We start from the raw sequence: 25,138 nt of genomic DNA on the forward strand, positions 1-25,138 counted from the left end.
GGACCGTGACGCAAACCAGCCACAAGAAACGGCGAAACGCGAGATCACTCCCGGACGGGACCACCACTGTGATTCGCGGAGAGGCGGAACGGGCATGAGTGGCTCTGTGTCAGGCCCGATCCTGCGCGACGGCACCTCAGGGGACCGTGACGCAAACCAGCCACAAGAAACGGCGAAACGCGAGATCACTCCCGGACGGGACCACCACTGTGATTCGCGGAGAGGCGGAACGGGCATGACCACGACGGAAGCAGGGCTCGGCACCTGGATGGCCGCGGAGATCGCCGAGCAGCCGCGGGTGCTGGCCGACCTGGCGCGCCGCGCTGGGGAGTTCCAGGCGGTCGCGGAGCAGCTCGTCCGCGCCCGGCCGAAGTTCGTGCTGTTCGCGGCGCGCGGCTCCAGCGACAACGCGGCGCTGTACGGCAAGTACCTGGTGGAGGTGCTGCTCGGACTGCCCGCCGGTCTGGTGTCGCCGTCGACCACCACGCTGTACGGCGCCGAACCGGACCTCACCGACGTCGCGCTGATCACGGTCAGCCAGAGCGGCGGATCCCCAGACCTCGTGGAGGTCACCGAGCAGGCGGCCCGGCGCGGGGCATTCACGGCGGCGGTGACGAACACGCCGGACTCGCCCCTCGGTGCTGTCGCGCGGCACAGCCTGGACATCGGTGCGGGCCGGGAGCGCGCGGTCGCGGCGACCAAGACGTACTCGACGACGCTGCTCGCGCTGAACCTGCTGTTCACCGCTGTTCGCGGCGTGGCTTCGGAGTCGCCCGACCGCATCGGTGAGCTCGCGCAGGCCAGCCTGGACGACAACGCCGAGCGGGTCGTCGAAGCCGCGCACCGGCTGCGCTTCGCGGATCGGGTGATCACCACGGCGCGCGGGTATTCGCTGGCGACCGCGCAGGAAGCCGCGTTGAAGCTCGCGGAGACCAGCTACCTGGTCACCCGCGCTTACAGCGGTGCGGACCTGTTGCACGGCCCGATCGCGGCGGTCGGACCGGAGACTGCCGTGCTGGCGGTGCAGGGAGCTGGTCCGGGCGGTGCGGCGATGGCCGAACCGCTGGCCCGACTCGCCGCGCAGAACGCAGACATCCTGCGGATCGGTCCTGGCGCCGGGCTGCGCATCCCGGAGGTGCCGGAGGAGTTGTCCCCGATCCTGGAGGTCCTGCCGCTGCAACGCCTGGCGTGGGAGCTGGCGACCGCCCGCGGCTACAACCCGGACAGCCCGGCTGGCCTACGCAAGGTCACCGAAACCCGCTGAAACTCCCGCGTCGCTGGACCGCCGCACACATCGGTCCAGCGACGCGGGTTCCACCTGGTCCTACCGGAGCGCCGGGGCGGGTCCCTGGTGCGCCGGTTCGGCCGTGGCGCTGACCTTCTTCCGGTCGCGGTGCACGATCAGCAGCAACAGTACGACGACGGCCTGCACGCCCACGATGAGCGCCTGCGGCAGCAGCTCGCTGACACCCACCAGCGACATCGTCGCGTTGGTGCCGAAGTGGACCGCGACCGCACCGAGGACACCAGCGCGTTCGTAGGCGTAACCGGCCAGCATCGCCATCGGGATCACGCTGAGCAGGTAGGTCAGGCTGCTCAAGGTGAACAGGCCGAAAGCGGCCTGGACGGTCCCGGTGACGAAGAACAGCGGCAGGTGCCACACCGACCAGATGACGCCCAGCAGCAGTCCGGCGAGGAGACGGCCCATCTTGCCGCGCAACCGCGGGTGCATGGTGCCCCGCCAGCCGAACTCCTCGCTCAGCGGACCGACGACGAGCATGAGGGCGACGAACGGCAACGGGCCGCCAGCCATCTGGATCAGGGTCTGCGCCGAGGTCGCGCTCACGGCCGGACCACCCAGCTGCTGCGCGAGCAGCGCCGCGCCCAGCACGGTCCCGGCGGCCAGCGCCAGCAGGAGTGGTGTCCAGAGCAGGCCTATCAGCGGCAGCCGCACCGCGTGCGCAGGGTGCGGGCAGGCGCCGGAACGCGCGTCGCAGCCGGATCACGATCGCGCCCATCATCGGGCCGAAAGCGCCGAGCAGGTAGGGGATGACGGTCGGCGAGCTCATGGCAGGCCCGCCCATCGCGATCGCGACGCCCCAGGACGCCCAAGCGGTCGTGAACGTGACGGCCAGGAAGAGGAGGATGCCGCTCTTCTGGCGGGCAGGACTTTGAGCGGTCACAACACTTTCCCTTTCGAAGTGGCGGGTGATGGTTCGGTCAGGCCGCGCTGAGCCGGTGGGCGAGCCAGCCGGACACCTGAGCCAGCAGCTCGGCGTCGACCGGGCGGCGCAGCAGTCGGCGGTAGGCGAACACCGAGGGCCGCCCGGGATCCCGGCGCAGCAGGTGGGTGAGGTCGGGGATCCGGTGGACCTCCACCTCGCCGAGCACCAGCCGGTCGATCTCGTCCAGGTCGGCCGGGTCGACCTGGATGTCCTTGCCACCAGTGATCGCCAGCACGGGGACGTCGATGTCGGCCAGTGCCGGGCGCGGATCGTGGGCGAGCATTTCCCGGAACCACCGGGCGTTCACCGGTAACCCGTGCACCCGCGCCGCGTTCGCGGTGGTCGCTTTGATCCGGTTCAGGTGCCGGTTCCCCAGGTTTCGCAGCAGCGGTCGCACGGGGGCGGGGAGATCGCGGGCGATCATCCCGCCTTGCCAGCGAAGTGCGTCCTCTCCGAGGCGGGCGAACCCGGCCAGCAGCACCACCGCCCGGACCAGCGGGTCCGAGCCGAGGGACATGGCGTGCACCGCACCTTCGCTGTGTCCGATGACGCCGATGGCGTCTGCTCGGACGTCGGCATGTCCGGCCAGGGCGCGCAGCGCGGCGGCGGCATCGCGGGTGTTGTCGGTGAATCCGGTCGTCCGCCAGTCGCCGGGTGTCGCGCCGACGCCGCGCCGGTCGTAGCGGAGGGTCGCGATGCCCTCCTTGGCGAGCGCGGTGGCCAGTGGTGCGCCGAGCTCCATGCGGAGCCCGCCGGCGTTGGCGTCGCGGTCCAACCGCCCGGACCCGTGCAGCAGCAGGACTGCCGGGTGCGGGCCGGGACCTGCGGGCAGGGTCAGCGTGCCTGCCAGGGGGAGTCCGTCGTCCGCGGTGGCCGTCATCTCGATGTCCCGCAAGGACCAACCTCTCTCATTGTTCTCAACTTTGAGAACGTTATCAGGCATGAGACCATTGGTCCATGGCCACTGCAGACCTCCTTCTCCATCCCGTCCGGGCGCGGATCCTGCAGACGTTGTTCGGCACAGATCCGCTGACCACCGCCCAGCTGCGCGAACGCCTGCCCGACGTCGCCCCGGCGACGATGTACCGACACGTGGCGGTGCTCGCGGAAGCGGGTGTGCTGGAAGTGGTGGAGGAGAAGCGGGTGCGCGGCACGGTCGAGCGCAGCTACCGGGTGTGCAAGGAACAGGCGGTGGTGGACCCGGCGGCGCGGGAGACGATGGCGCTCGAAGACCACCGGCGTGCGTTCACCGCGTTCTCTGCGTCGCTCATGGCGGACTTCGAGCGCTACCTCGGCAGCGACGGGGCGAACCCCGCCACCGACGGCGTCGCCTACCGGCAGGGCCCGGTGTGGTTGACCAAGGAGGAGTTCACCGAGCTGATAGAGGAGCTCGACGCGGCGATCGTCGCGCGGACCGGCAACGCCCCGGCCCCCGGCCGGGTCCGCCACGTGTTCAGCCTCATCGCCATACCGGACAACGCGGCGGAACCGCCTGGCGACGGCGCGGATTGATCAGGAAGGCGTGCCCCCGGTGGCTCGGCGGGGCCAGCTGGACAGTGGCGATCACCAGGAGGAAAGCCGGTGCGGTAGGTGAGGTGCACGTCCAGCGGGACCGCGTCGAAGGTGGGCACCACGTTCGCCCAGCCTTAGAAGAACGCAACGCACCGGACAGCACGCCGGTGAACAGCAGTGCGGCGCTCGTTGCGAGCGCCAGTTTCGGATTGCGAGGCATGCCTGCAGGTTCCGCGACCGCGCTCGCAAACCGCACTCGAGGTGGTTCCGGCGGGCGGCTGTGGAAGAGTCGAGCCGTGAGAACGGTTCCCGTCAGGTTCCCAGCGTTGTTCGGCCGACTCGGCGTGGTGCTCGGCGGCGTCGCAGTGCTCGCCGCGTGCACCGGCCCTGATCCTGCACCGCCGCCACCGCCACCGCCGTCTGCGACCAGTGAAGCCGCGAGTTGCCCGGAATCCGGCGTCGAGATCACCGCTGGTCCCGTGGACGCCGCCATGGGCCTGCGCGCGATGGGCATCGTGCTGACCAACTGCGGCACCGAGGACCGCACCGTGAACGGTTTCCCGGTGGTCCGGGTGCTGGACGCCGACCGGCGGCCGTTGGACGTCGTGGTCGGCAACGGATCGGAGCCGGTCAGCTCGCCGGACAGCTACGACGCGCCGCCCGAGCCGGTGACGCTGCGGCCCGGCGACCAGGTGACCGCGCGGGTTCTGTGGCGCAGCGAGGTGACGGACTCGACGGCACCCGCAGTCGACGGCCGCTACCTGGAGATCGCTCCGGCGCCCGGCGAACCGGCCCAGCTGGTCGAGCCGGACGGCGGGATCGACCTGGGCACCACTGGTCGGCTGGCCGTGAACCCGTGGGCGGTCCGCTCCTGATCCGGCTGGCCGAGTAGTTCGGACGACTGTTGGCGCAGGTCGGCTGGGTTGTTCGGGCGGATTGTGGGGTGCGTCACGGGCGGTGTTCCGGGGTGGGGGTTCCGCGCGAGGTGCGCGCCCGAGACAATGCGCGGTCATGGCCAATGAGCGCGCAGAGCCTCCAGCCGGCCGGCCGGGCCCCGGACCGTCCGGACCGCCGCAGGGACCGGTTCCCCCGGGTCGTCCGCCGCAGGCGCCTCCCGGGCAGGTGCCGCCCGGTCAGCCCCGGCAAGGGCAGCCGCCGCAGGCCCAGGAGACGAGGATGCTGGGAACGGTCGGTCCGGGTCAGCCAGGTCCACCTCCTGGTGCAGGTCCACAAGGCCCACCGCCCGGTGCTGTTCCGCAGGGCCCACCGCCGCCCGGTGCAGGCCCGCAGGGCCCACCGCCGCCCGGTGCAGCTCAGCAGGGGCCTCCCGGAGCGGGACCGATGCCGACCAGCGCCCCTCGCCAGGGCATGCCGCCTGGAGCACCGCCGCCCGGCGCTGGTCAGCAAGGTCCGCCACCCGGTGTCGGGCCGCAGGGCGCGCCGCCGCTGAACGCCCAGCAGGGACCGCCGCCGAACCAGTACCCGGCGACGCGGGTCCAGCAGCGCTTGGACGGACTCGACGAGCCGGCTTCCCACCCCGACGCTGACCGCAACCCCGGCGCCCGCGATTCGGATCCGTACGACGAGGGCCGTCGCGACGAGGCGCGGTACCGCGACGCTTACGACGACGGCTACCGGGCCGCCTACTACGACCACTACGACCAAGGGCGCGACGAGCGCTACCAGGACGACTACTACGACGACCGGCACCGGGACAACCGCCACCAGGACGACCGGTACGACGACCGCTACCAGGACGAGCCGCCCCAGGAACGCCGCCGGGACCGGCAGCCGCGGGAGGAGCGCTACCGCGACGACGACCGCGAGTCCCGCTTCAGCGGACCCAGCGCGGACACCATCGGCCGCCTGATCGGCGTGTTCACCGGCCTTATCGCGCTGATCTTCGTGCTGCACGTCATCTTCGTGGTCACCGGGGCGAACCAGGACAACAGCTTCGTCTCGTTCACCTACGGGACCGCGAAGTTCTTCGTGTTCGGGCTCGGCGACGTGTTCCAGCCCGGCGACGCGACGATCGGCGTCGTGCTCAACTACGGCCTCGCCGCGCTGATCTACCTGTTCGGCGGCCGGATCATCGCGCGTGCTCTGAAGCGCTAAACCCCCGTGAGCACTTCGGGCTGCCATCGGAGCTCGAAGTGCTCACGGGTCGTCTTTGAGATCGCGGACACCGCAGGTGGGCTGGCTTGATCCGCCCAGTGACTCCCTGTGCTATAAGTCGCCCTTTTGGGGGGCAACGGTTGGGCGGCACCCGGGCATGGCACCCTTGGGTTGGCCGACCCTGCGCGGTTCGGCTGACTGTGTACGCCCCGGTAGCGCCGGACAGGCGGGCCACGTTCAGGGTGGTCCAAGACCAGGAGTCACTGAGTGGAAAGCTTCTTCTCCTTCATCCTCTACCCGGTGTCGGCGATCTTGTGGTTCTGGCACAAGGTCTTCGGCGCCGTGCTCGGTGAGGACAACGGGTTCGCCTGGGCGCTCGCCGTGTTCTTCCTGGTCTTCACACTGCGCGTAGTGCTGCTCAAGCCCGCCATCAGCCAGATCCGGGCCGGGCGCAAGATGGCGAAGTTCGCGCCGCAGATCAAGAAGCTGCGCGAGAAGTACAAGAACGACCGCCAGCGCATGGCGCAGGAGATGCAGAAGCTGCAGTCCGAGCACGGGGTGAACCCGCTCGGCGGCTGCCTGCCCGCGCTGCTGCAGATCCCGGTCTTCCTGAGCCTCTACCACGTCTTGCGGGGCTTCACGCCGGGCGCGCAGAGCAACTTCGTCTTCGACCAGGCGGGCGTCGAGTCGTTCGTCAACGCCAACATCTTCGGCGCCAAGCTGTCGAACTGGATCACCCAGCCCGAAGCTGAGCTCGCGCTGTTCGGCACCGACCGCACCTCGATGATGATCGTCGGCATCCCGCTGATGCTGGTCGCGTCGGTGGCCACCTTCTTCACCATGCGCCTGTCGGTGAAGAAGCAGACCGACGCGGCGATGGCCAACCCGCAGTCGGCGGTGATGGCCAAGTTCATGATGTACATCGCCCCGGTCGGCGCGATTATCTCCGGTTGGTTCCTGCCGATCGCGGTCCTGCTGTACTGGCTGGCCAACAACGTCTGGACCCTGGGCCAGCAGCACTTCCTGACCAAGAAGATCGACCGCGAGCAGGAAGCGGAGAAGGCCAAGGAGATCGAGGCCAAGAAGGCCGCCCCGCGGCCGAAGCCGGGTCAGAAGCCGGTCCGCCAGGACGTTAAGGACGGCGAGGAGGAGACCGCGTCGACGGCCACCGCCACGGCGACCTCCAACAAGCCGGTGGCCAAGACCAACAACGGCCAACGCCCCGGCGGCAAGCCGAACGTCAAGAAGAACCGCCCGGGCAAGACGGCAGCCTCGGCCAAGAAGGGCAAGAAACGACGCTGACCAGGTGACGGAACCGTCGTCGGTCGCGCGGGATAACCACAGTTTCAATTGAAACTGCAAATCTCCCCCACAGCGGATCACAGTTTCAATTGAAACTGTGGAATGGAGTTGCGAAGGGGCCGGTGGATGTGATCCACCGGCCCCTTCTCGTCGTTCCGGCTCAGGCCGGGGTGGCGATGACGATGCGGTTCTCGTCGTAGCCGAGGTCGCCGCCGACGTAGCGGCCGCCGCAGGTCACCAGGACCAGGCGGTGGTCACCGCCCTGGCCGAACAGGTCGCCGGCCCGGGACGGCAGGTCGTCCTTGTCCACCGTGACGACCTCCGACACCTGGTAGCGCCACTCCTTGCCGCTGTCGTCGACCACGGTCACCGGCTGGCCGGGAGTGGAGTCCCACAGCTCGGCGAACGGTCCGACCGAGCCCTTCCAGTTGACGTGCCCGGCCAGCACCGTCGCGCCCTTCGGGGCGTCGAGCCCGGCGCCCCACCAGGTCGCCTCGTCGACGCCGTCGGGCACCGGCAGCGTGCCGGACCGGTCGATCTCCTTGCGCACGAGATCGGCCGTGCCGCCCTGCGGCAGCCGGACGGTGCCCGGCGGTTGTCCGGCCGGGACGTGCACCGGCTGCACGGGCAGATCGCGCGGAGCCGCGGCGGCCGCCTGACCTGGTGCAGGGCGGTCCGCGGCGGTGGTGGCGGCGGGTTCGGTGAACAGGTTCCCGGCGACCAGCACGGCAGCCGCGACCAGGGCGATCACCGCGGCCGCCACCACGAGGAACAGGGAACGGCGCCGGGTCACTGCTTCCGCGCCCCGATCCGCCGGCGCAGCGCGAAACCGGTCCCGCCGATCACGGTCACGGCGGTCAGGCCGGCGAGGCCGAGCAGTCCGGCGGGCACGCCAGACTCGGGCGTCGGGTCACCGGCCGGGATGCGGACCGGCACGGTCGGCGTGTTCGGCTTGTTGACCAGGCTCAGCTCCAGCGTCTGACCGCCCTCGACGGTGCCGGTCACCGACGGCGGGTTGGCCTCGTCGAAAGCCTCCTCGTAGCCCGGCGCGGGCTTGACCTCGACGATCTTGATCTCCTGCGGGGTCCGCAGGTCGGCGATCTCCGCGGTGCCGTCGTCGCCAGTGACGACCACGGCGGGCTCGCCGTCCTCGCCGACCAGCGGCGTCCCGTCCTGGCGCACGGCGGGGGAGCCGTCGGCGGCGGTCACGCGCAGCGAGACGCCGGCGATCCCGGCCTGGCTCTCCGAGTCGGTCTTGCCGACCTTCACCACGCCCGGCGCGGTCACCGCGGTGGTCTCGGCCTCGACGGAGAGCTCCTGCTCGCCGCCGGTGGACACCACGCGCTGGGTGGTGTCGGGCTGGTTGACGGCCTGCCGCACGTACGGCCGCTCGGCCGGGGCGGACAGCTTCCCGGTGATCTTCGGGTTCGGCCCGGTCGGGGTCACCTGGAGAGTCAGCGGGCCGCCGTCCTCCGGTGTGGTGACCGTGCCGTCGTCGCCGACGCCCTCGATCTCGACGTCGGTGGGGGAGAGCTGCACCGGCACGCCGCCGATGCCCTTGCCGTCGGTGCGCTGCACGGTCAGCGTCCACTCAGCGGCCTGGCCGATGGTCTGCTCACCCTCCGGGGAGGTCAGCTCCGCTTCCCACGGGCCGCGGTTCTCGCCGGCCTCGGCCTTGAACGACTCGACCTTGGCCCTGGTGCTCTCCGGGAGCTTGGCGAGGTGGTCGTCGGCGTCGTAGGCGATCCGGGTGAAGTCGTTGCCCGGGTCCAGGTCGGCCTGGCTGCGCGGCGCCGCGGTCCAGGAGTGCAGCAGGTGCGCCAGCGCGGCGGCCTCGTCGGGCGACTGGGTGTTGCCGTAGCGCAGCAGCAGGTAGGAGATGTCGGCCGCGACGTCGGCGGGGATCGCGGTGCCCCACTTGGTCTTGAGTTCGTCGCCCGGCTGGTACTCCTCGCCGCTGTCCGGCGCGGTCAGCGCGAACTGCACGCACCACACCTGCTGGCCGTTGACGAGGTAGGACCCCAGCCAGTCGCGATCGGGTTCCGGGTTGTTCCGGTACGGCTGTCCGGGTCGGGTCTCGTGGCCGACCGCCTCCTGCGGATCGGCACTCGCGGCTCCGGGGACGGCCAGCAGGCTCCCCCCGGTGAGCACGGCGGTGCCCAGCACCGCCGCTACCCAATTCTTGAACATGCGCATGCGAGCTCCAGTTCTGGTGGAAGTGATCCGGCGCCGCGCGTTCGTTCTGCTGAACCCCGACCAGGAATCGCGCGGGTGCCCAGCGCGATACTTCCGATCACCGAGCGTGGCAACAAGAGGTCATACGGTGGAATGCGGGTGATCACGCGGTGTCGAGAATCGGGCGTTCGCGATGGGTTCTGATCACCCGTTGAGCCGAGTCGAGTGGCAGCGGTCACCCGTCCGTGATCACCTGTTGTACCGGTGCGGAAAAGTTGGCGACCCGACGTGATCGATATCGCGGAAATCGATATCGAGTAGTTTCCGAGGGCGATGGGGAAATTGCCGATCGGCCGGTAAAGTCGGCTTTACTGAACCGGGAACTGATCAGCGCTCCTGAGCGTTGTCCCGAATGACGGCGCAAGCACGCCCAGGAGGATGAGTTGCGCACAACGAGCAACCCCGCGTTCCGCAACCTGCCGACGACCGGCGGTTACGCGAACTTCAACTACGGCCAGGGGCAGGCCCCCTCGCCCTTCGGCGAGGCGCCGGCGGCGCCGCAGGTCTCTCGTCTGATGACGATCGACGACGTGGTCACCAAGACCGGGATCACCCTCGCCCTGGCGGTGGTCGCCGGCACGCTGACCTATCTGGTGGGCCCGTCTGCCGTCGCGCTGGCGCTGCCGGCCGCGATCGTCGGTCTGGTGATCTCGCTGGTCATCATCTTCAAGAAGAAGGTCAGCCCGGCGCTGGTCATCGCCTACTCGGCGGTCGAGGGCGTGTTCCTCGGCGGGATCAGCTACATGTTCGCCGCGTGGGTCGGCAACCCGGGCATCATCATGCAGGCCATCGCGGGCACCATCGGTGTCTTCGCGGCCATGCTGGTGGTCTACAAGACCGGCGCCATCCGCGTCACTCCGAAGCTGACCAAGTGGATCATCGGCGCGGCCGCCGGTGCCGCCGTGCTGATGCTGGTGAACCTGATCGCCAGCTTCTTCACCGCGGGCGGCCTGGGGCTGCGCGACGGTGGCATGCTGGCCATCGGCTTCAGCCTGCTGTGCATCGGCATCGCGGCGTTCAGCTTCCTGCTGGACTTCGAGGCGGCCGACAGGGCGATCAAGAGCGGCGTGGACGCCAAGTTCTCCTGGTACATCGCCTTCGGCCTGATGACCACCCTGGTCTGGCTCTACCTGGAGATCCTCCGCCTCCTCTCGTACTTCCAGCGAGACTGAGCCTCCAGCACTGAACGAGAACGGGGCGCCGCCGTCCGAAGTGGACGACGGCGCCCCGTTCGCGTATGGGCACTGCCAGTCGATGTTCCGCTCAGGTCGTCGTTCGGCCTGGTGGATTCCCGTGAGTACTTTGGGTCGCTGTAGCAGCCCAAAGTACTCACGGGTCCTGACCAGGCCGAACGCCCTAGCCTGGCGGAAGTCTCAGCTGAGGCGCTCCAGAACCATGGCCATGCCCTGGCCGCCGCCGACGCACATGGTCTCCAGGCCGAACTGCTTGTCGTGCCACTGGAGGGAGTTGATCAGCGTTGTGGTGATGCGGGCACCGGTCATGCCGAACGGGTGGCCGACCGCGATCGCGCCACCGTTGACGTTCAGTTTCTCCAGCGGGATGCCCAGGTCCTGGTAGGAGGGGATCACCTGGGCGGCGAACGCCTCGTTGATCTCCACCAGGTCGATGTCGCCGATGCCCATGCCAGCGCGCTTCAGCGCCTGCTTCGACGCCTCCACCGGGCCCAGGCCCATGATCTCCGGCGACAGACCGGAGACGCCCGTGGACACGATCCGCGCCAGCGGGGTCAGGCCCAGCTGCTTGGCCTTGGTGTCGCTCATGATCACCAGGGCGGCGGCGCCGTCGTTGAGCGGGCAGCAGTTGGCCGCGGTGATCCGGCCGTCCGGGCGGAACACTGGCTTGAGGCCGGACACGCCCTCCTTGGTCACGCCCGCGCGCGGGCCGTCGTCGGCGTCGACGACCTTGCCGTCGGGAGTGGTGATCGGCGTGATCTCGCGGGCCCAGAAGCCGTTGGCGATCGCCTTCTCGGCCAGGTTCTGCGAGCGGACGCCGAAGTCGTCCATCTCGTCGCGGCTGATGCCCTTGACCCGCGCCAGGTTCTCCGCGGTCTGGCCCATCGGGATGTAGACGTCCGGCACCAGGTCCAGGGTGCGCGGGTCGGTCCACGAGTCCGCGCCCTGCTCGGCGGTCTGCTGGGTGCGGGCCTGCGCGTCGTCGAACAGCGGGTTCCGGGTGCCCTCGAGGCTGTCGGAGTTGCCCTTGGCGAACCGGGAGACCATCTCGACGCCGGCGCTGATGAACACGTCGCCTTCGCCGGCCTTGATCGCGTGCAGCGCCATCCGAGTGGTCTGCAGGCTCGACGAGCAGTAGCGGGTGATGGTGGTGCCGGGCAGCTGGTCGTAGCCGAGCAGCACCGAGACCACGCGCGCCATGTTGTAGCCCTGCTCGCCGCCGGGCAGGCCGCAGCCGAGCATCAGGTCGTCGATCTCGTTCGGATCGAGCTCGGGAACCTTGTCCAGCGCGGCGCGGATGACCTGTGCGGTGAGGTCGTCCGGGCGGAGGTCCTTCAGCGACCCCTTGCCGGCGCGGCCGATGGGGGATCGCGCGGTGGCGACGATGACTGCTTCGGGCATGGGAACTCCTTTGTTCGCGGTCGTGGGCGCGAATAGGTGATCCGCCGCGCGGGCCGCGCGGGATGACCTACTGGTCGGTCACTTTAAGGCCGGTAGCCCCATTTTGGCGGTGATGGCAGTCACGGGACAAGCGCAAGACCGACCGGTTGGTATGGGATTGGGCACTTGTGCTTCAGTGCGAGCGGCGGTGCAGGTGGCGGTTCAAACCGGCCACGATGCGACTGGTCGGGCGACGGGCCTCGGCTGCCTTGGACCGGGTCGGCGCAGCAGGCATCGGCCCGCCCTTCCACTCGCCTATCGCCGCGCACATCGCAGGCAGCAGGATCGCCGCCGCAGCCTCGTACCCGGCCGCCGACGGGTGGAAGCGGTCCGGGCTGAAGAACTCGCTCGGCCGGGCCAGGAACTCCGGCGACAGCAGGTCGGCCAGCGGAACGGCGCGCCCACCGGACGCCTCCACCACCCGCCGCTGCGCACGGCCGAGCGCCAAGCTCCACCGCCGTGCGACCGACCGCAGCGGCTGCGGGATGGGCCGGATCGCACCCAGGTCAGGGCAGGTGCCGACGACCACCGCCACATCGGCCTCGACCAGCCGCCGCACCGCGTCGCCCAGCAGTTCGGCGCACGCCGAGACCGCCAGCTTCGAGGTGACGTCGTTGGCCCCGACGATGATCAGCGCCAACCGCGGAGGCCGCGCCAGCACCGAGTCGACCTGCGCGGACAGCTCCTGCGAGGTCGTGCCGACGATGGCGCGGGTGGTCAGCGCGACCGGTCGGTCCAGCTCTTCGGCGAGCCCGCGCGCCAGCCGCACCCCGGGCAGCTCGGCCGGGAAGTCCACACCCAGCCCGGCTGCGGACGAATCACCGAGCACTGCGAACTCCAGCGGCTCGACGTCGAGCAGCTCGTACCGCGGCACCGGGCCGGTGCCGTCGGGCAGGTGGACGCCGTCGGCGCGCACCGGGTTGTTGCTCGGCGGGCCGATCATCCGCCGCGCGTACCTGGACTGACCGTTGAGCAACCCGTAGGCGGCGCCGGAGAGCCCACCGGCCGTGCCGGCCGCCAGCAGGGCGAGTCGGAGTGCCTTCGCTGCGATCATGCGGCCCTCCCTGAACCGGGCCGCTCCGGGATCCACCGGGCGGCCGCGTCGAACGGGATGGGTCATGGTCACCCGGGTTCGCCCCGCCGTGAGGCGAACTCTCCCGTCATCCACAAGACGTCGGGGAACGCGAAATCGTTCCCGATCGGCGTGTCGCCCGGAAGGTCCGGTGAGTTTCCCGGTGACCAGCCGATTAGGCTCGACGCAACACAGCAGTTCGGAAGGATTGAGGACCGGACGTGGACTACGTCGAGCATGTCACCGACCTGGTGGGCAACACCCCCTTGGTGCGGTTGAACGCGGTGGCAACCGGCCGGGCAAAGGTGCTGGCCAAGGTCGAATACCTGAACCCGGGCGGCAGCGTGAAGGACCGCATTGCGCTGCGCATGATCGAGGCTGCCGAGGCCTCCGGCGAGCTCAAGCCCGGCGGGACCATCGTGGAGCCGACCTCCGGCAACACCGGCGTCGGCCTGGCCATGGTCGCCCAGCGCAAGGGCTACCGCTGCGTCTTCGTCTGCCCGGACAAGGTCAGCGAGGACAAGCGCAACGTCCTCAAGGCCTACGGCGCGGAGGTCGTGGTCTGCCCGACCGCGGTTCCGCCGGAGCACCCGGACTCCTACTACAGCGTCTCCGACCGCCTGGTCGAGGAGATCGACGGCGCCTGGAAGCCGGACCAGTACTCCAACCCGGCCAACCCGGAGTCCCACGTGCACTCCACCGGCCCGGAGATCTGGGCGCAGACCGACGGCAAGGTGACGCACTTCGTCGCCGGCGTCGGCACCGGCGGCACCATCTCCGGCACCGGGCAGTACCTGAAGAAGGTCTCCGGCGGGCAGGTGCGCGTCGTCGGCGCCGACCCGGAGGGCTCGGTCTACTCCGGCGGCAACGGCCGTCCGTACCTGGTGGAGGGCGTCGGCGAGGACTTCTGGCCGACCACCTACGACCAGGAGATCTGCGACGAGATCGTCGCGGTCTCCGACGCCGACTCGTTCGAGATGACCCGGCGGCTGGCCCGCGAGGAGGCGCTGCTGGTCGGCGGTTCCTGCGGGATGGCGGTCGCGGCGGCGCTGCGGATCGCGGAGACCGCGGACCCGGACGACGTGATCGTGGTGCTGCTGCCCGACGGCGGCCGCGGCTACCTGACCAAGGTCTTCAACGACTCCTGGATGGCCTCCTACGGCTTCCTGTCGCCGGACCACGCAGGTGGTTCGGTCGGCGACGTGCTGCGCCGCAAGGACGGCACTATCCCGGACCTGGTCCACGTTCACCCGAACGAGACCGTCGCCGAGGCGGTGGCGATCATGCGCGAGTTCGGCGTCTCGCAGATGCCGGTCGTGCGCGCGGAGCCGCCGATCATGGCCGCGGAGGTCGCCGGTGCGGTCAACGAGCGCGACCTGCTGGACGCGCTTTTCGCCGGCCGCGCGAACCTCGCCGACCGGATCGAGGAGCACATGTCCAAGCCGCTGCCGACCATCGGTGCAGGCGAGGAGGTCAGCGCCGCGATGACCGCGCTGGCCGGAGCCGACGGCGCGATGGTGCTGATCGACGGAAAGCCCGCCGGAGTCGTCACGCGTCAGGACGTTCTCGGATTCATCGCTGGGCGATGACGACTTGTTACGGAATGGCACTACGCTGCTGATCCATCAGATAGCGTGTGCTGGCGAATGCGCAGGCTTTCGCTTCATGCCCCGAGGGAGTAGGACAACCCGATGAGCTCTCCGCAGCCGCCGGACGGCGGTCAGCAGGGTTCGGATCCCATCTCGAACCGGATGGACCCGCAGGACCCCAACCAGGCTGGCAGCGACGCGACTCAGGTCGTGAAACCGGTGCAGCCGCAGGGACAGCCGACGCAGCCGCCGTCTGATTCGACGCAGGTCGTGCCGCCGTCGATGCAGCCCCCGCAGCCCATGTACCAGCAGCCCGGCCTGGCCGGTGCAGCTGAGGCGACCGCGATGGTGCCGCCGTCGATGCAGCCTCCGCAGCCCATGTACCAGCAGCCGGGCACCCAGAGCCAGCCGGGCGGTTTCCCAGCCCAGCCGGGCACGCCCGGTGGCGGCTTCCCGGCCCCGCAGGCCCAGCCGGGCTTCGGCGCCCAGCCGCCCCAGGCCGCCTACGGCCAGCCGGGTCAGGCCCCTTACGGCCAGCCGGGCCAGCAGGGCCCGGGCAACCCCGGCCTCGCCAAGACCCTCGCCATCCTCGCCATCGTCTTCGGTTCGCTGGGCATCCTGTTCGGCATCATTGCCGTCATCAGCCTGGCCGCGTTGTCGAGCCTGGCCGCGGAGTACGGCGCCGACGCGCCGATCGGCATGGGGTACGTGTTCGCGATCGTCGGCGTCATCGCCTCGATCGTGTACCTCGTCGGCGGCATCCTGCTGCTGAAGCGCAAGCCGATCGGTCCGCTGCTGATCGGTGGCGCGGCTGCAGCCGGCGTGCTGAGCAACCTGGTCAGCATGTTCATCTCCCCGGGCGTCAGCGGTGTCTTCGGCATCCTCTTCGGCGTCGCCCTCGCGGTCCTGGCGTTCCTGCCGGCCACCCGCGAGTGGGCCGCCGGTGGCGCGCAGGTTCCGGCCGCCGCTGGCTACGGTGCGCCGCAGGGCTTCGGCCAGCCGGGGCAGCCCGGTCAGCCGGGCCAGTTCGGCCAGCCGGGCCAGTTCGGCCAGCCGCAGCAGGGCTTCAGCCAGCCGCAGCAGGGCTTCGGCCAGCCCGGCCAGCAGCCGGGCCAGCAGCCCGGTGGCTTCCCGCCGCCCGGCGGCCAGCAGCCGCCCCAGTGGTGACGAGCTGAGCTAACGCGAGGCGGCCCCCGACCGGACTGGTCGGGGGCCGCTTCGCGTTTCGGGGTCGAGTCGGCGTATGGGCCGTTGGGTCGTACGCTGCTCCTCATGAGTGATGGCTTTGCTACCCGCGCGATTCATGCGGGGCAGGAGGCGGATCCGACGACCGGTTCGGTGATCGTGCCGATCCACGCCACGTCGACCTACGCCCAGGACGGGGTCGGCGGCATGCGCGGGGGTTACGAGTACTCGCGCACCGGCAACCCGACCCGCACCGCGCTGGAGCAGTGCCTGGCCGAGCTGGAAGGTGGTCGCCACGGACGTGCCTTCGCCTCAGGCATGGCCGCCACCGACGCGGTGCTGCGCGCGACCCTGCGTCCGGGTGACCACTTGGTCATCCCGGACGACGCCTACGGCGGCACGTTCCGGCTGGTGGACAAGGTCCTGACCAGCTGGGGCGTGGAGTACACCCCGGCGCAGGTGTCCGATGTGGACGCGGTGCGGGCGGCGATCCAGCCGAACACCAAGGTGATCTGGGTCGAGACGCCCACCAACCCGCTGCTCAACATCGCCGACATCGCCGCGCTGGCGCAGGTGTCCCGGGAGGCCGGCACGAAGCTGGTCGTGGACAACACCTTCGCCTCGCCGTTCCTGCAGCAGCCGCTGGAGCTCGGCGCGAACGTCGTGGTGCACTCGACGACCAAGTACCTGGGCGGGCACTCCGACGTGGTCGGCGGTGCCGTGATCACCTCCGACGACGAGCTCGCCGAGCAGATCGCGTTCCTGCAGAACGGTGCGGGCGCGGTGCCGGGTCCGTTCGACGCGTTCCTCACGATGCGCGGCGTCAAAACCCTCGCGGTCCGCATGGAGCGGCACAGCGCCAACGCGGAGCGGATCGTCGCCGCGCTGGCCGGTCACCCCAAGGTTGCGAAGGTCCTGTACCCGGGCCTGGCGGAGCACCCGGGCCACGAGGTCGCGGCCAAGCAGATGCGGCACTTCGGCGGGATGGTCTCGTTCCTGCACGCCGACGGCGAGGAGGCCGCGCTGGAGGTCTGCGCACGCACCCGGCTGTTCACGCTGGCCGAGTCGCTGGGCGGCGTCGAGTCCCTGATCGAGCACCCGGGCCGCATGACGCACGCGAGCACCGCGGGTTCGATGCTGCAGGTCCCGGCCGAGCTGGTCCGCCTCTCGGTGGGCATCGAGGAGGCCGACGACCTGGTCGAGGACATCCTCCAGGCGCTGGGCTGATCTTCAGAGCCTGCCTTCGAACTCGGTTTGCTTTCCGGTGCGGGTGGCGGAACCTCAGCGTCCGCCTGGCTGCGGGATCCCGTTCTTATGTATGTCCAATACACGGCGAACGGGCTGTCCTCGCCAGGTGAACGCTGAGAACCCGCGGCGGCGCAAGCGCCGAGGGTGGGCTAAACGCCTCCGGCGTTTCAAAGCAAGAGATCAAAGCAGGTACGTCAGACGCTCGCACGGGCCGTCCATCCGACCGGGTGGGCGGCCCGCGGCGTTTCTAGCGCGCCAGCGCGGGTTCGCCGCTGCCCAGGTCGGCCGGGGGACGGGGGCTGATCGGGAGGTCGTCGGGTTGCAGGCAACCGCCGATCAGCTCGACCACGTCGTCGCGCACCCGGTAGGCGCCGGGGTCGTCGCACCCGGATTGCAGCACCGCGAAGACCGCCGCGCCGGACAGCGCAGCCGCCGTGGCCACGCCGGTGACCAGCGGAAGGACGCGGTTCGTCGGAGCCAGCTGCGACATGCGTCCTCCTGTCCGGTGGATCTGCGTGGTGGTCCAGGGGCGCGGTGCTCCGCAGCCGGAAGTGCTCGACGGTCGCGCCCGGCCCCCTCCGCGACGCTGCGCCCGGTGCGTTGACCGACCGCCCCTCGAGGGTACCGAACGTGTTGCTCGAGTGACCGCCGATTCGCGGTGGCACGATTGGCGCATGCGGCTGGTCGACCTGGACCGGATCCGGGCCGCTGACGTCGAACTCGCCGGGATCGCGCGGCGAACCCCGCTCGAGCACTCCCGCGTGCTCGGCGAGCACTGCGGCGGTGATGTCTTCCTGAAGTGCGAGAACCTCCAGCGCACGGGCTCGTTCAAGCTCCGCGGCGCCTACGTGCGGTTGCGGGCGCTGGACGAGGCGCAGCGCGCGGCCGGGGTGGTCGCGGCCAGCGCCGGGAACCACGCGCAGGGCGTCGCGTTGGCCGCATCGCTGCTCGGGATTCACGCGACCGTGTTCATGCCGGAGCGCGCTCCGCTGCCGAAGCTGGCGGCTACCAAGGCCTACGGCGCCGACGTCCGGCTGCACGGCGCGGTGCTCGAAGAAACCCTCGCTGCGGCGCGGGAACACGCCCGCCGCACCGGCGCTGAGTTCATCCACCCCTACGACCACCCGGACATCGTCGCTGGTCAGGGGACTGTTGGTCTGGAGATCCTGGCGCAGCTGCCGGAGGTTCGCACCATCGTCGTGCCGACCGGGGGAGGTGGGCTCGTCTCCGGTATCGCCGCTGCGGTGAAGGCCGAGCACCCGCAGGTCAGGGTGCTGGGGGTGCAGGCGGAGCAGGCGGCGGCGTGGCCGGTTTCGCTGGCTGCGGGCAAGCCGGTGCGGTTGGTCGAAACCCAGACGATGGCCGACGGCATCGCGGTCGCCGAACCCGGCCCGGTGCCGTTCGCGCACGTATCGGAGCTGGTCGACGGGGTCCTCGCGGTCAGCGAGGAAGGGCTGTCGAGGGCACTGCTGCTGTGCTTGGAGCGGGCGAAGCTGGTGGTCGAACCGGCGGGCGCGGCGGCGGTTGCAGCGCTGCTGGAGCACCCCGAGCAGGTCGTCGGTCCGACGGTGGCGGTGCTGTCCGGCGGGAACATCGATCCGCTGCTGCTGCTCCAGCTCATCCAGCACGGCATGACCGCGGCGGGCCGCTACCTGTCGCTGCGCATCCGCATCCCGGATCGCCCCGGCTCCCTCGCAGGTCTGCTGGCCAAGCTCGGAGAGCTGACCGCGAACGTCCTGGACATCGAGCACTCGAGGATCTCCGGTGCCCTGGCCCTCGGCGAAGTGGAAGTCGAGATCTCCCTGGAAACCCGAGGTCCGGAACACCGAGAACACGTGATCCACGAGCTCGAAGCCGCCGACTACACCATCCTCGCCAACCGCTGAGGTGACCACAGTTTCAATTGAAACTGTGGTCACCCCTGCCTGCGGATTGCAGTTTCAATTGAAACTGTGGCGATCAGAGGTTGCCGCGGAGCTCCTGCTCGCGCTCGATGGCTTCGAAGAGGGCCTTGAAGTTGCCCTTGCCGAAGCCGAGGGAGCCGTGGCGTTCGATCATCTCGTAGAACACCGTCGGGCGGTCGCCGATCGGCTTGGTGAAGATCTGCAGGAGGTAGCCGTCCTCGTCGCGGTCGACCAGGATGCCGTGCTCCTTCAGCGTCTCGATCGGCACCCGCACCTCACCGATGCGCGCCCGCAGCTCCGGATCGTCGTAGTAGGCGTCCGGCGTGTTCAGGAACTCAACCCCGGCGGCCCGCATCGCGGTGACCGTCTTGATGATGTCGCCGGTGGCCAGCGCGATGTGCTGGCAGCCGGAGCCCCGGTAGAACTCCAGGTACTCGTCGATCTGAGACTTGCGCTTGCCCACGGCCGGTTCGTTGAGCGGGAACTTGACCCGGTGGTTGCCGTTGGCCACCACCTTGCTCATCAGCGCCGAGTAGTCGGTGGCGATGTCGTCGCCGACGAACTCGGCCATGTTCACGAAGCCCATGACCCGGTTGTAGAACTCCACCCAGGTGTCCATCTGGCCGAGCTCGACGTTGCCCACGCAGTGGTCGACGGCCTGGAAAAGCCGCTTCGGCGATTCCGCGGGCTTGACGTAGCTGCCCCGCTGCTCGACGTATCCGGGCAGGTAGGGGCCGGTGTAGCGGCTGCGGTCGAGCAGCGTGTGCCGGGTTTCGCCGTAGGTGGCGATCGCGGCGGTGCGGACCGTGCCGTGTTCGTCGGACACGTCGTGCGGTTCTTCCAGCACGGTCGCGCCCTGCGCCCGCGCGTGCTCCACGCACTTGTCCACGTCGAGCACGTCCATGGCCAGGTCTACGACGCCGTCGCCGTGCCGCCGGTGGTGGTCGGCCAGCGGGCTGTCCGGGTCGACGGCGCCCTTGAGCACGAAACGCGCCGAGCCGGACTTGAGCACGAACGCCTTGTGGTCGCGGTTGCCGTTCTCCGGTCCGGAGTAGGCGACCAGTTCCATCCCGAACGCCACCTGGTAGAACAGCGCGCTCTGGGTGGCGTTGCCGACGACGAACACCACCGCGTCGAGCGCCTTGACCGGGAACGGGTCCTTCGCGTCGTCGTGCTCGACGAGACCGACGAGGCGGCGCATCTGGTCGAAGGTCACGTCGTCGAGCTGCTCGGTCTGGCTGCCGTGGTTGACGGTGCCGGTCACGATGTCCTCCCGTGTTTCGCTCCAGCGCTGATGAGCACAGCGTGCGCGGGACAGGGCATCCTGGGCAACAGCGGTTGATTTCGGTGCGCAATCTGATCAGTATTCGATCGGATCGACTGGTTGGATTGGTCAACCTGAGCAGGAGATGTGACGTGGCTCCCAATGTTGAGGGTCTGGACGCGCTGGACGCGCGCCTGCTGCTGTTGCTGGCCGACGAGCCGCGCTTGGGCGTGCTGGAGTGCTCCCGCCGGCTGGGCGTCGCGCGCGGCACCGTGCAGGCGCGGATGGACCGGTTGGTGCAGCGGGGAATCCTGCTGGGCTTCCCGCCGGATCTGGACCTGGCGGCGATGGGCTTCGGCCTGACGGCCTTCGCGGTCCTGGAGATCGCCCAGGGGCACCGGGCGCTGGTGGCCGAGCAGCTGGCCGCGATAGACGAGGTGTGCGAGGTGCACGCGACGACCGGGCAGGGCGACTTGTTCGTGCGAATGGTGGCCCGCTCCAACGCGGATCTGCAGCGCGTGATCGACGAAGTCGTCAGCGTTACCGGAGTCCGCCGCACATCAACGTCGATCGCTCTCTCCACCCCGGTTCCGCCAAGAGTCCGCCCACTCTTGGAACGGCTCGCGGAATCAGGGGAATAAAGCACCGCGGGCGCCCGAAGTGAGGCGCCCGCGGTGCAAGATTCATTGAGTTCTCAGCAGAACTCGCTTTTCTTTTGTCCTTTAGCGCAACCGCCCTCCGGTGGCGGAAAAGTCAGCCGCTGAAGGGCTCGGCCTTGACCAGGGTGACCTTCATGGAACCGCCGTTGGGCAGCTCGTACTCGCGGGTCTCGCCTTCCTTGGCGTCCAGCAGGGCCTGGCCCAGCGGGGAGTTCGGGGAGTAGACCTCCAGCTCTCCGTGCGCGCCCTCCTCGCGGGTGGCCAGCAGGAACTTCTCGGTCTCGTCCTCGCCGTCGTAGCGGACGGTCAGCACCGAACCGGGGCGGGCCACACCGGACTCGGTGGGCACGTCGCCGACCTTGGCGGTGCGCAGCAGTTCCTGCAGCTGGCGGATGCGGGCCTCGATCTGGCCCTGCTCCTCGCGGGCGGCGTGGTACCCGCCGTTCTCGCGGAGGTCGCCCTCCTCGCGGGCTTCGTTGATCTTCGCGGCGATCACCGGGCGGTTGGCCACGAGCTCGTCCAGCTCACCCTTGAGCCGTTCGTAAGCATCCTGGGTCAGCCAGGTCACCTGGGTCTCGCTCACGGTCACCACTCCTCGTCGACTGCGTCCCGCGACTCCTCGCGGGCCAATTGCATTTCCGCGCTATTTCTGGGCTCGATGGCCAAGTAACGGAAAAACACGGCCCTCGCGGGGCCGTGCTGCGCTCGACAATAGCACGAACCAACACGCCGAGGGGCTGCATTTTCCCAGCGCCCGGCGTGGAACGCCTGTCTTCACCCAGTTGGCCGCGTATGGGTGGACAAATATTCAGGAACGTTGTAGGTGCAGCCGTACACCTCCCCGGTGGCCGGTTGGGAGGACGTGCGCACCACAGTCTCCTGCCTGGTCACGCCATCCGCTGGATGGATGAGGACTTCCTTGCGGCCGATCTCCTCGCCGGACTTGGCCCGGGAGCGCACCACGCATTCGGCGGGGCGCTGCGGATCGTCGCGTCGGACCTCGACCACGACGCGGATGGAGTGGTCGTCGATGATCTCGAAGGAGACCTGCTTGCCCTCGATGGGAGCGGTGCCGAGATTCTTGTAACCGAGGACGGTTGCACCGAGGAGGGCGACGAACACGGCCGCGAAGACGAGCCAGCGGAGTGCGGGACGCGGTCGCTTTTTCGCGCGCGCCCCGTACCGGTCCTGCGGGATCTGCGGGTGCGTCACCGGCTCGGGAAGCCTTTCGCCTGCGGTCTGGCCGAGCCCTGCTTGTGGGGGCTGGCACTCAGTGCATCGGGCCCACCGGGAACAATGGAGCCCGACATCCACGTTAAGTATCCCTGGGGCGTCCTGCGGCCTGTGAGCGGGGCCGTGTTCAGGAGAGACGCTGCACGAGCATGGAGGGGACCACCGGGCGATGGCGGACAAGCTGCGGCTGATGACGGTGCACGCGCACCCGGATGACGAGTCCAGCAAGGGTGCGGCGACCACCGCGCGCTACGTGGCCGACGGTCACGAGGTGATGGTGGTCACCTGCACTGGGGGTGAAGCGGGAAGCATCCTCAACCCGGCCATGGACCGGCCGGAGGTGGTCGAGAACCTGACCGAGGTCCGCCGCCAGGAGATGGCCGCCGCGGCCGAGATCCTCGGCGTGCAGCACCGCTGGCTGGGCTTCGTCGACTCCGGCCTGCCGGAGGGCGACCCGCCCCCGCCGCTGCCGGAGGGCGTTTTCGCGACCACACCGCTCGAGGTGTCCACCCGTGAGCTGGTGAAGGTCATCCGCGAGTTCCGCCCGCACGTGGTGATCACCTACGACGAGAACGGCGGCTACCCGCACCCGGACCACATCCGGTGCCACGAGATCTCGGTGGCGGCCTTCGACGCCGCGGGTGACCCCGACCTGTACCAGGACGCCGGTGAGATCTGGCAGCCGCTGAAGCTGTATTACTCGCACGGCTTCTCCCGCAAGCGCATGCACCTGTTCCACGAGGCGCTGGTGTCGCGGGGCATGGAGTCGCCCTACGGCGAGTGGCTGGCCAAGTGGGACTCCTCGCGCCCGGACCCGGACGAGCGGGTCACCACGCGGGTCGAGTGCGCCGACTACTTCGAGCAGCGCGATGACGCCCTGCGCGCCCACGCGACCCAGATCGACCCGACCAGCAGGTGGTTCGCGGTGCCGCTGGACATCCAGCAGGAGCTGTGGCCGACCGAGGACTACGAGCTGGTCCGCTCCCTGGTCGACACCACGTTGCCGGAGGACGACCTGTTCTCCGGCGTGCAGGAGAAGGTGTGCGCATGACTGCCCTGGAAACCGCGGCCTACGTGATCTCGCAGGCCCCGGCACCGCCGAACGACCCGGGTGGCCAGGGCGAGGACTTCGGCAAGTCCTCCCCGGTTGCCCTGGTCTTGCTGATCCTGTTCGCGATCGCGGTGGTCTTCCTGATCCGCTCGATGACCAAGCACCTCCGCAAGCTCCCGGTCGTCTTCGACGAGGAGAAGGCGGCGGCAGCGGCTCCGGCGAGGATCAAGCGAGCCGAAGCAGCCCGCGAAGCCGAGTCCGCCAAAGCGGAAGCAGAAGCGGAACCCCCGCAGAGCGAGGCGAAACCGAGCAAAGACGAAACCCCCTAGCGGGGCCTGAAAGGGGGGCCGTCCGGCACAACCGGGCGGCCCCGCTCTCGTCTCACCCGTCGGAAGCAGCGATGCGCAGCTGCGGGAGCAGTTCGTGCGGCCAGGATTCGGCGATCCGCTCGACCACCGCGGCCGGGCTTCGCTGTCGTGAGTGCGCAGGCGTGCTCTGGGACGGCTGCGCACTCACGACGGATCAGTCGCCGTGGACTTGGGTGAAGGCTTCCTGGTGGTGGGTGCGGATGCGTTCGCCTGCCGAGGGATCGGTGACGTCCAGTTCTGTTGAGCCCGTCAGGGGCCAGGTTGGTTGGTTGCCGGTCAGGGCCCAGGCTGCTTGGCGGGCTGCGCCGAGGGCGACGTATTCCGCCGGGGCGGGGACCGTTACCGGGACGCCGAAGACCTGGGGTGCTGCGGCCTGGACTGCCTTCGACTGGGCTGCGCCGCCGATGAGGAGCACTCGGCGGACCTCGACGCCTTGTGCGCGGAGGGCTTCGACGCCTGCCGCGAGGCCGCCGAGCATTCCTTCGACCGCTGCTCGGGCCAGGTTCTGCGGGGTCATGTTGTCGCGGCGCAGGCCCATGAGGGTGCCGCTGGCGTTCGGCAGGGTCGGGGTGCGTTCGCCATCGAGGTACGGCAGCAGGACGAGGTCGTCCGCTCCCGGCGCGGCTTCGCACGCCAACCGGTCGAACTCGGCCATCTCCACACCCAGCAGCGCTGCCGTCGAGGTGAGCACCCGGGCAGCGTTGAGAGTGCACACCAGTGGCAGGAATCGTCCGGTGGCGTCGGCGAATCCGGCGATCGTGCCGGTGGGGTCGGAGCTCGGGTGGTCGGCTGAGGCGAACACCGTGCCGCTGGTGCCCAGCGACACCACGACATCACCGGGGCCGATCGCCAGGCCCAGCGCGGCGCCCATGTTGTCGCCGGTCCCGGCCGACACGAGCTTGCCGTCCGGGGTGTGACCCGCTGGTTCGGCCGGGCCGAGGACGCGGGGCGTGCGGGGGTTGCGGCCGCCGAAGGCGGTGGCCAGCACGTCCGGGCGGTAGCGGCCCTCGCAGGGCGACCAGTAGCCGGTACCGGAGGCGTCGCCGCGGTCGGTGACCAACTCGCCGGTCAGGCGCCAGGTCAGCCAGTCGTGGGGGAGCAGCACGTCGGTGACCCGGTCGGCCAGCTGCGGCTCGTGCTCGGCCATCCACCGCAGCTTGCTGACCGTGAAGCTGGCCACCGGCACGCTGCCGATCGCCTCCGCGCACGCCTGCACGCCGCCGAGCTCCTCGGCCAGGTCGAGCGCGGCCTGCGCGGAGCGGTTGTCGTTCCACAGCAGCGCCGGGCGGACCACCTCGCCGCCTTCGTCCAGCGCCACCAGACCGTGCTGCTGCGCCGCGACACCGATGCCGGCCACGTCGTCGAGCAGTCCGCCGGTGGCTGTGGTGAGCGCCTCCCACCAGTCGGCCGGGTCCGCAACCGTGCCGTCCGGGTGCGGGGCGCGGCCCTGCCGCACCACCTGACCGGTCTCGCTGTCGCACACCACGACCTTGGTGGACTGGGTGGAGGAGTCGACCCCGGCGACCAGGCTCATCGCGCGCCC

The 25,138-nt window shown here is 69.8% G+C and carries 25 protein-coding genes; 13 read left to right on the plus strand and 12 right to left on the minus strand.

Going from position 1 to position 25,138, the window contains the following annotated elements; all coding sequences use genetic code 11:
* The first annotated feature begins 235 nt into the window (after positions 1-235).
* Complete coding sequence (locus ACWCO2_RS03500; RefSeq protein ID WP_450126113.1) at positions 236-1,264, plus strand: SIS domain-containing protein; 1,029 nt, start codon at positions 236-238, stop codon at positions 1,262-1,264.
* A 60-nt stretch (positions 1,265-1,324) separates the two neighbouring features.
* On the opposite strand, the gene ACWCO2_RS03505 is transcribed toward ACWCO2_RS03500, so the two are convergent.
* Entirely contained in the window at positions 1,325-1,954 is a 630-nt protein-coding gene (locus ACWCO2_RS03505; RefSeq protein WP_450126114.1) for a CPBP family intramembrane glutamic endopeptidase, read from the minus strand.
* Positions 1,955-2,220: 266 nt separating this feature from the next.
* On the minus strand, positions 2,221-3,120 hold the full coding sequence (locus ACWCO2_RS03510; protein WP_450126115.1) for an alpha/beta hydrolase: 900 nt from the start codon (positions 3,118-3,120) through the stop codon (positions 2,221-2,223).
* 62 nt (positions 3,121-3,182) lie between these two features.
* On the opposite strand from ACWCO2_RS03510, the gene ACWCO2_RS03515 reads away from it, so the two are divergent.
* The 4 genes from ACWCO2_RS03515 (at position 3,183) to yidC (ending at position 7,154) form a co-directional block, all read left to right on the plus strand.
* Positions 3,183-3,737: a helix-turn-helix domain-containing protein gene (locus ACWCO2_RS03515; RefSeq protein ID WP_450126116.1), complete on the plus strand. Its 555-nt coding sequence runs from the start codon at positions 3,183-3,185 to the stop codon at positions 3,735-3,737.
* A gap of 296 nt (positions 3,738-4,033) precedes the next feature.
* Positions 4,034-4,612, plus strand: coding sequence for a DUF4232 domain-containing protein (locus tag ACWCO2_RS03520; RefSeq protein WP_450126117.1), 579 nt, complete (start codon positions 4,034-4,036; stop codon positions 4,610-4,612).
* A gap of 466 nt (positions 4,613-5,078) precedes the next feature.
* On the plus strand, positions 5,079-5,852 hold the full coding sequence (locus tag ACWCO2_RS03525) for a hypothetical protein (RefSeq protein ID WP_450126118.1): 774 nt from the start codon (positions 5,079-5,081) through the stop codon (positions 5,850-5,852).
* 267 nt (positions 5,853-6,119) lie between these two features.
* Entirely contained in the window at positions 6,120-7,154 is a 1,035-nt protein-coding gene (yidC, locus tag ACWCO2_RS03530; RefSeq protein ID WP_450126119.1) for a membrane protein insertase YidC, read from the plus strand.
* Between the two features lie 160 nt (positions 7,155-7,314).
* On the opposite strand, the gene ACWCO2_RS03535 is transcribed toward yidC, so the two are convergent.
* Both ACWCO2_RS03535 and ACWCO2_RS03540 read right to left on the minus strand, forming a co-directional pair.
* Positions 7,315-7,947 (minus strand): class F sortase, encoded by a 633-nt coding sequence (locus ACWCO2_RS03535; protein ID WP_450126120.1) that lies wholly within the window; start codon positions 7,945-7,947, stop codon positions 7,315-7,317.
* Positions 7,944-9,350: an MSCRAMM family protein gene (locus ACWCO2_RS03540; protein ID WP_450126121.1), complete on the minus strand. Its 1,407-nt coding sequence runs from the start codon at positions 9,348-9,350 to the stop codon at positions 7,944-7,946. Before ACWCO2_RS03540 ends, ACWCO2_RS03535 begins: the two co-directional genes overlap by 4 nt.
* 422 nt (positions 9,351-9,772) lie before the next feature.
* Between ACWCO2_RS03540 and ACWCO2_RS03545 the strand changes: the two genes are divergently transcribed.
* Positions 9,773-10,561, plus strand: a complete 789-nt coding sequence (locus ACWCO2_RS03545) for a Bax inhibitor-1/YccA family protein (RefSeq protein WP_450126122.1) — start codon at positions 9,773-9,775, stop codon at positions 10,559-10,561.
* Between the two features lie 201 nt (positions 10,562-10,762).
* Here the strand turns inward: ACWCO2_RS03545 and ACWCO2_RS03550 are convergent, their stop codons facing one another.
* Both ACWCO2_RS03550 and ACWCO2_RS03555 read right to left on the minus strand, forming a co-directional pair.
* Entirely contained in the window at positions 10,763-11,983 is a 1,221-nt protein-coding gene (locus ACWCO2_RS03550; RefSeq protein WP_450126123.1) for an acetyl-CoA C-acetyltransferase, read from the minus strand.
* 172 nt (positions 11,984-12,155) lie between these two features.
* Complete coding sequence (locus ACWCO2_RS03555; protein WP_450126124.1) at positions 12,156-13,076, minus strand: SGNH/GDSL hydrolase family protein; 921 nt, start codon at positions 13,074-13,076, stop codon at positions 12,156-12,158.
* A 239-nt stretch (positions 13,077-13,315) separates the two neighbouring features.
* On the opposite strand from ACWCO2_RS03555, the gene ACWCO2_RS03560 reads away from it, so the two are divergent.
* From ACWCO2_RS03560 to ACWCO2_RS03570, 3 genes are all read left to right on the plus strand, one after another.
* A complete protein-coding gene (locus ACWCO2_RS03560; protein ID WP_450126125.1) occupies positions 13,316-14,683 on the plus strand; it encodes a cystathionine beta-synthase in 1,368 nt (455 codons plus the stop codon).
* A gap of 102 nt (positions 14,684-14,785) precedes the next feature.
* Positions 14,786-15,850 carry a hypothetical protein gene (locus ACWCO2_RS03565; RefSeq protein WP_450126126.1) on the plus strand — a complete coding sequence of 355 codons (1,065 nt, stop codon included), beginning with the start codon at positions 14,786-14,788 and terminating at the stop codon, positions 15,848-15,850.
* Between the two features lie 105 nt (positions 15,851-15,955).
* A complete protein-coding gene (locus ACWCO2_RS03570) occupies positions 15,956-17,095 on the plus strand; it encodes a cystathionine gamma-synthase (protein ID WP_450126127.1) in 1,140 nt (379 codons plus the stop codon).
* A 268-nt stretch (positions 17,096-17,363) separates the two neighbouring features.
* Here the strand turns inward: ACWCO2_RS03570 and ACWCO2_RS03575 are convergent, their stop codons facing one another.
* Positions 17,364-17,606, minus strand: a complete 243-nt coding sequence (locus tag ACWCO2_RS03575) for a hypothetical protein (RefSeq protein ID WP_450126128.1) — start codon at positions 17,604-17,606, stop codon at positions 17,364-17,366.
* 184 nt (positions 17,607-17,790) lie between these two features.
* On the opposite strand from ACWCO2_RS03575, the gene ilvA reads away from it, so the two are divergent.
* Positions 17,791-19,002: a threonine ammonia-lyase gene (ilvA, locus tag ACWCO2_RS03580; RefSeq protein ID WP_450126129.1), complete on the plus strand. Its 1,212-nt coding sequence runs from the start codon at positions 17,791-17,793 to the stop codon at positions 19,000-19,002.
* A 73-nt stretch (positions 19,003-19,075) separates the two neighbouring features.
* On the opposite strand, the gene hppD is transcribed toward ilvA, so the two are convergent.
* Complete coding sequence (gene hppD, locus ACWCO2_RS03585; RefSeq protein WP_450126245.1) at positions 19,076-20,221, minus strand: 4-hydroxyphenylpyruvate dioxygenase; 1,146 nt, start codon at positions 20,219-20,221, stop codon at positions 19,076-19,078.
* 215 nt (positions 20,222-20,436) lie between these two features.
* Here hppD and ACWCO2_RS03590 point away from each other — a divergent pair, with 215 nt between their 5' ends.
* Positions 20,437-20,925, plus strand: coding sequence for an Lrp/AsnC family transcriptional regulator (locus ACWCO2_RS03590; RefSeq protein ID WP_450126130.1), 489 nt, complete (start codon positions 20,437-20,439; stop codon positions 20,923-20,925).
* Between the two features lie 112 nt (positions 20,926-21,037).
* On the opposite strand, the gene greA is transcribed toward ACWCO2_RS03590, so the two are convergent.
* Together greA and ACWCO2_RS03600 are read right to left on the minus strand one after the other, a co-directional pair.
* Positions 21,038-21,526, minus strand: coding sequence for a transcription elongation factor GreA (greA, locus tag ACWCO2_RS03595; protein ID WP_450126131.1), 489 nt, complete (start codon positions 21,524-21,526; stop codon positions 21,038-21,040).
* Between the two features lie 191 nt (positions 21,527-21,717).
* The gene (locus ACWCO2_RS03600; RefSeq protein WP_450126132.1) at positions 21,718-22,155 is read right to left on the minus strand and encodes a DUF4307 domain-containing protein; all 438 of its coding nucleotides are present in this window, start codon (positions 22,153-22,155) and stop codon (positions 21,718-21,720) included.
* 190 nt (positions 22,156-22,345) lie between these two features.
* On the opposite strand from ACWCO2_RS03600, the gene mca reads away from it, so the two are divergent.
* Both mca and ACWCO2_RS03610 read left to right on the plus strand, forming a co-directional pair.
* Complete coding sequence (gene mca / locus ACWCO2_RS03605) at positions 22,346-23,227, plus strand: mycothiol conjugate amidase Mca (RefSeq protein ID WP_450126133.1); 882 nt, start codon at positions 22,346-22,348, stop codon at positions 23,225-23,227.
* Positions 23,224-23,556 (plus strand): hypothetical protein, encoded by a 333-nt coding sequence (locus tag ACWCO2_RS03610; protein WP_450126134.1) that lies wholly within the window; start codon positions 23,224-23,226, stop codon positions 23,554-23,556. Before mca ends, ACWCO2_RS03610 begins: the two co-directional genes overlap by 4 nt.
* A gap of 52 nt (positions 23,557-23,608) precedes the next feature.
* Here the strand turns inward: ACWCO2_RS03610 and ACWCO2_RS03615 are convergent, their stop codons facing one another.
* Entirely contained in the window at positions 23,609-23,743 is a 135-nt protein-coding gene (locus ACWCO2_RS03615; RefSeq protein WP_450126135.1) for a hypothetical protein, read from the minus strand.
* A 6-nt stretch (positions 23,744-23,749) separates the two neighbouring features.
* Entirely contained in the window at positions 23,750-25,129 is a 1,380-nt protein-coding gene (xylB, locus tag ACWCO2_RS03620; protein ID WP_450126136.1) for a xylulokinase, read from the minus strand.
* Positions 25,130-25,138 lie beyond the last annotated feature (9 nt).

This window comes from Saccharopolyspora sp. NPDC002376 (genome assembly GCF_053593195.1).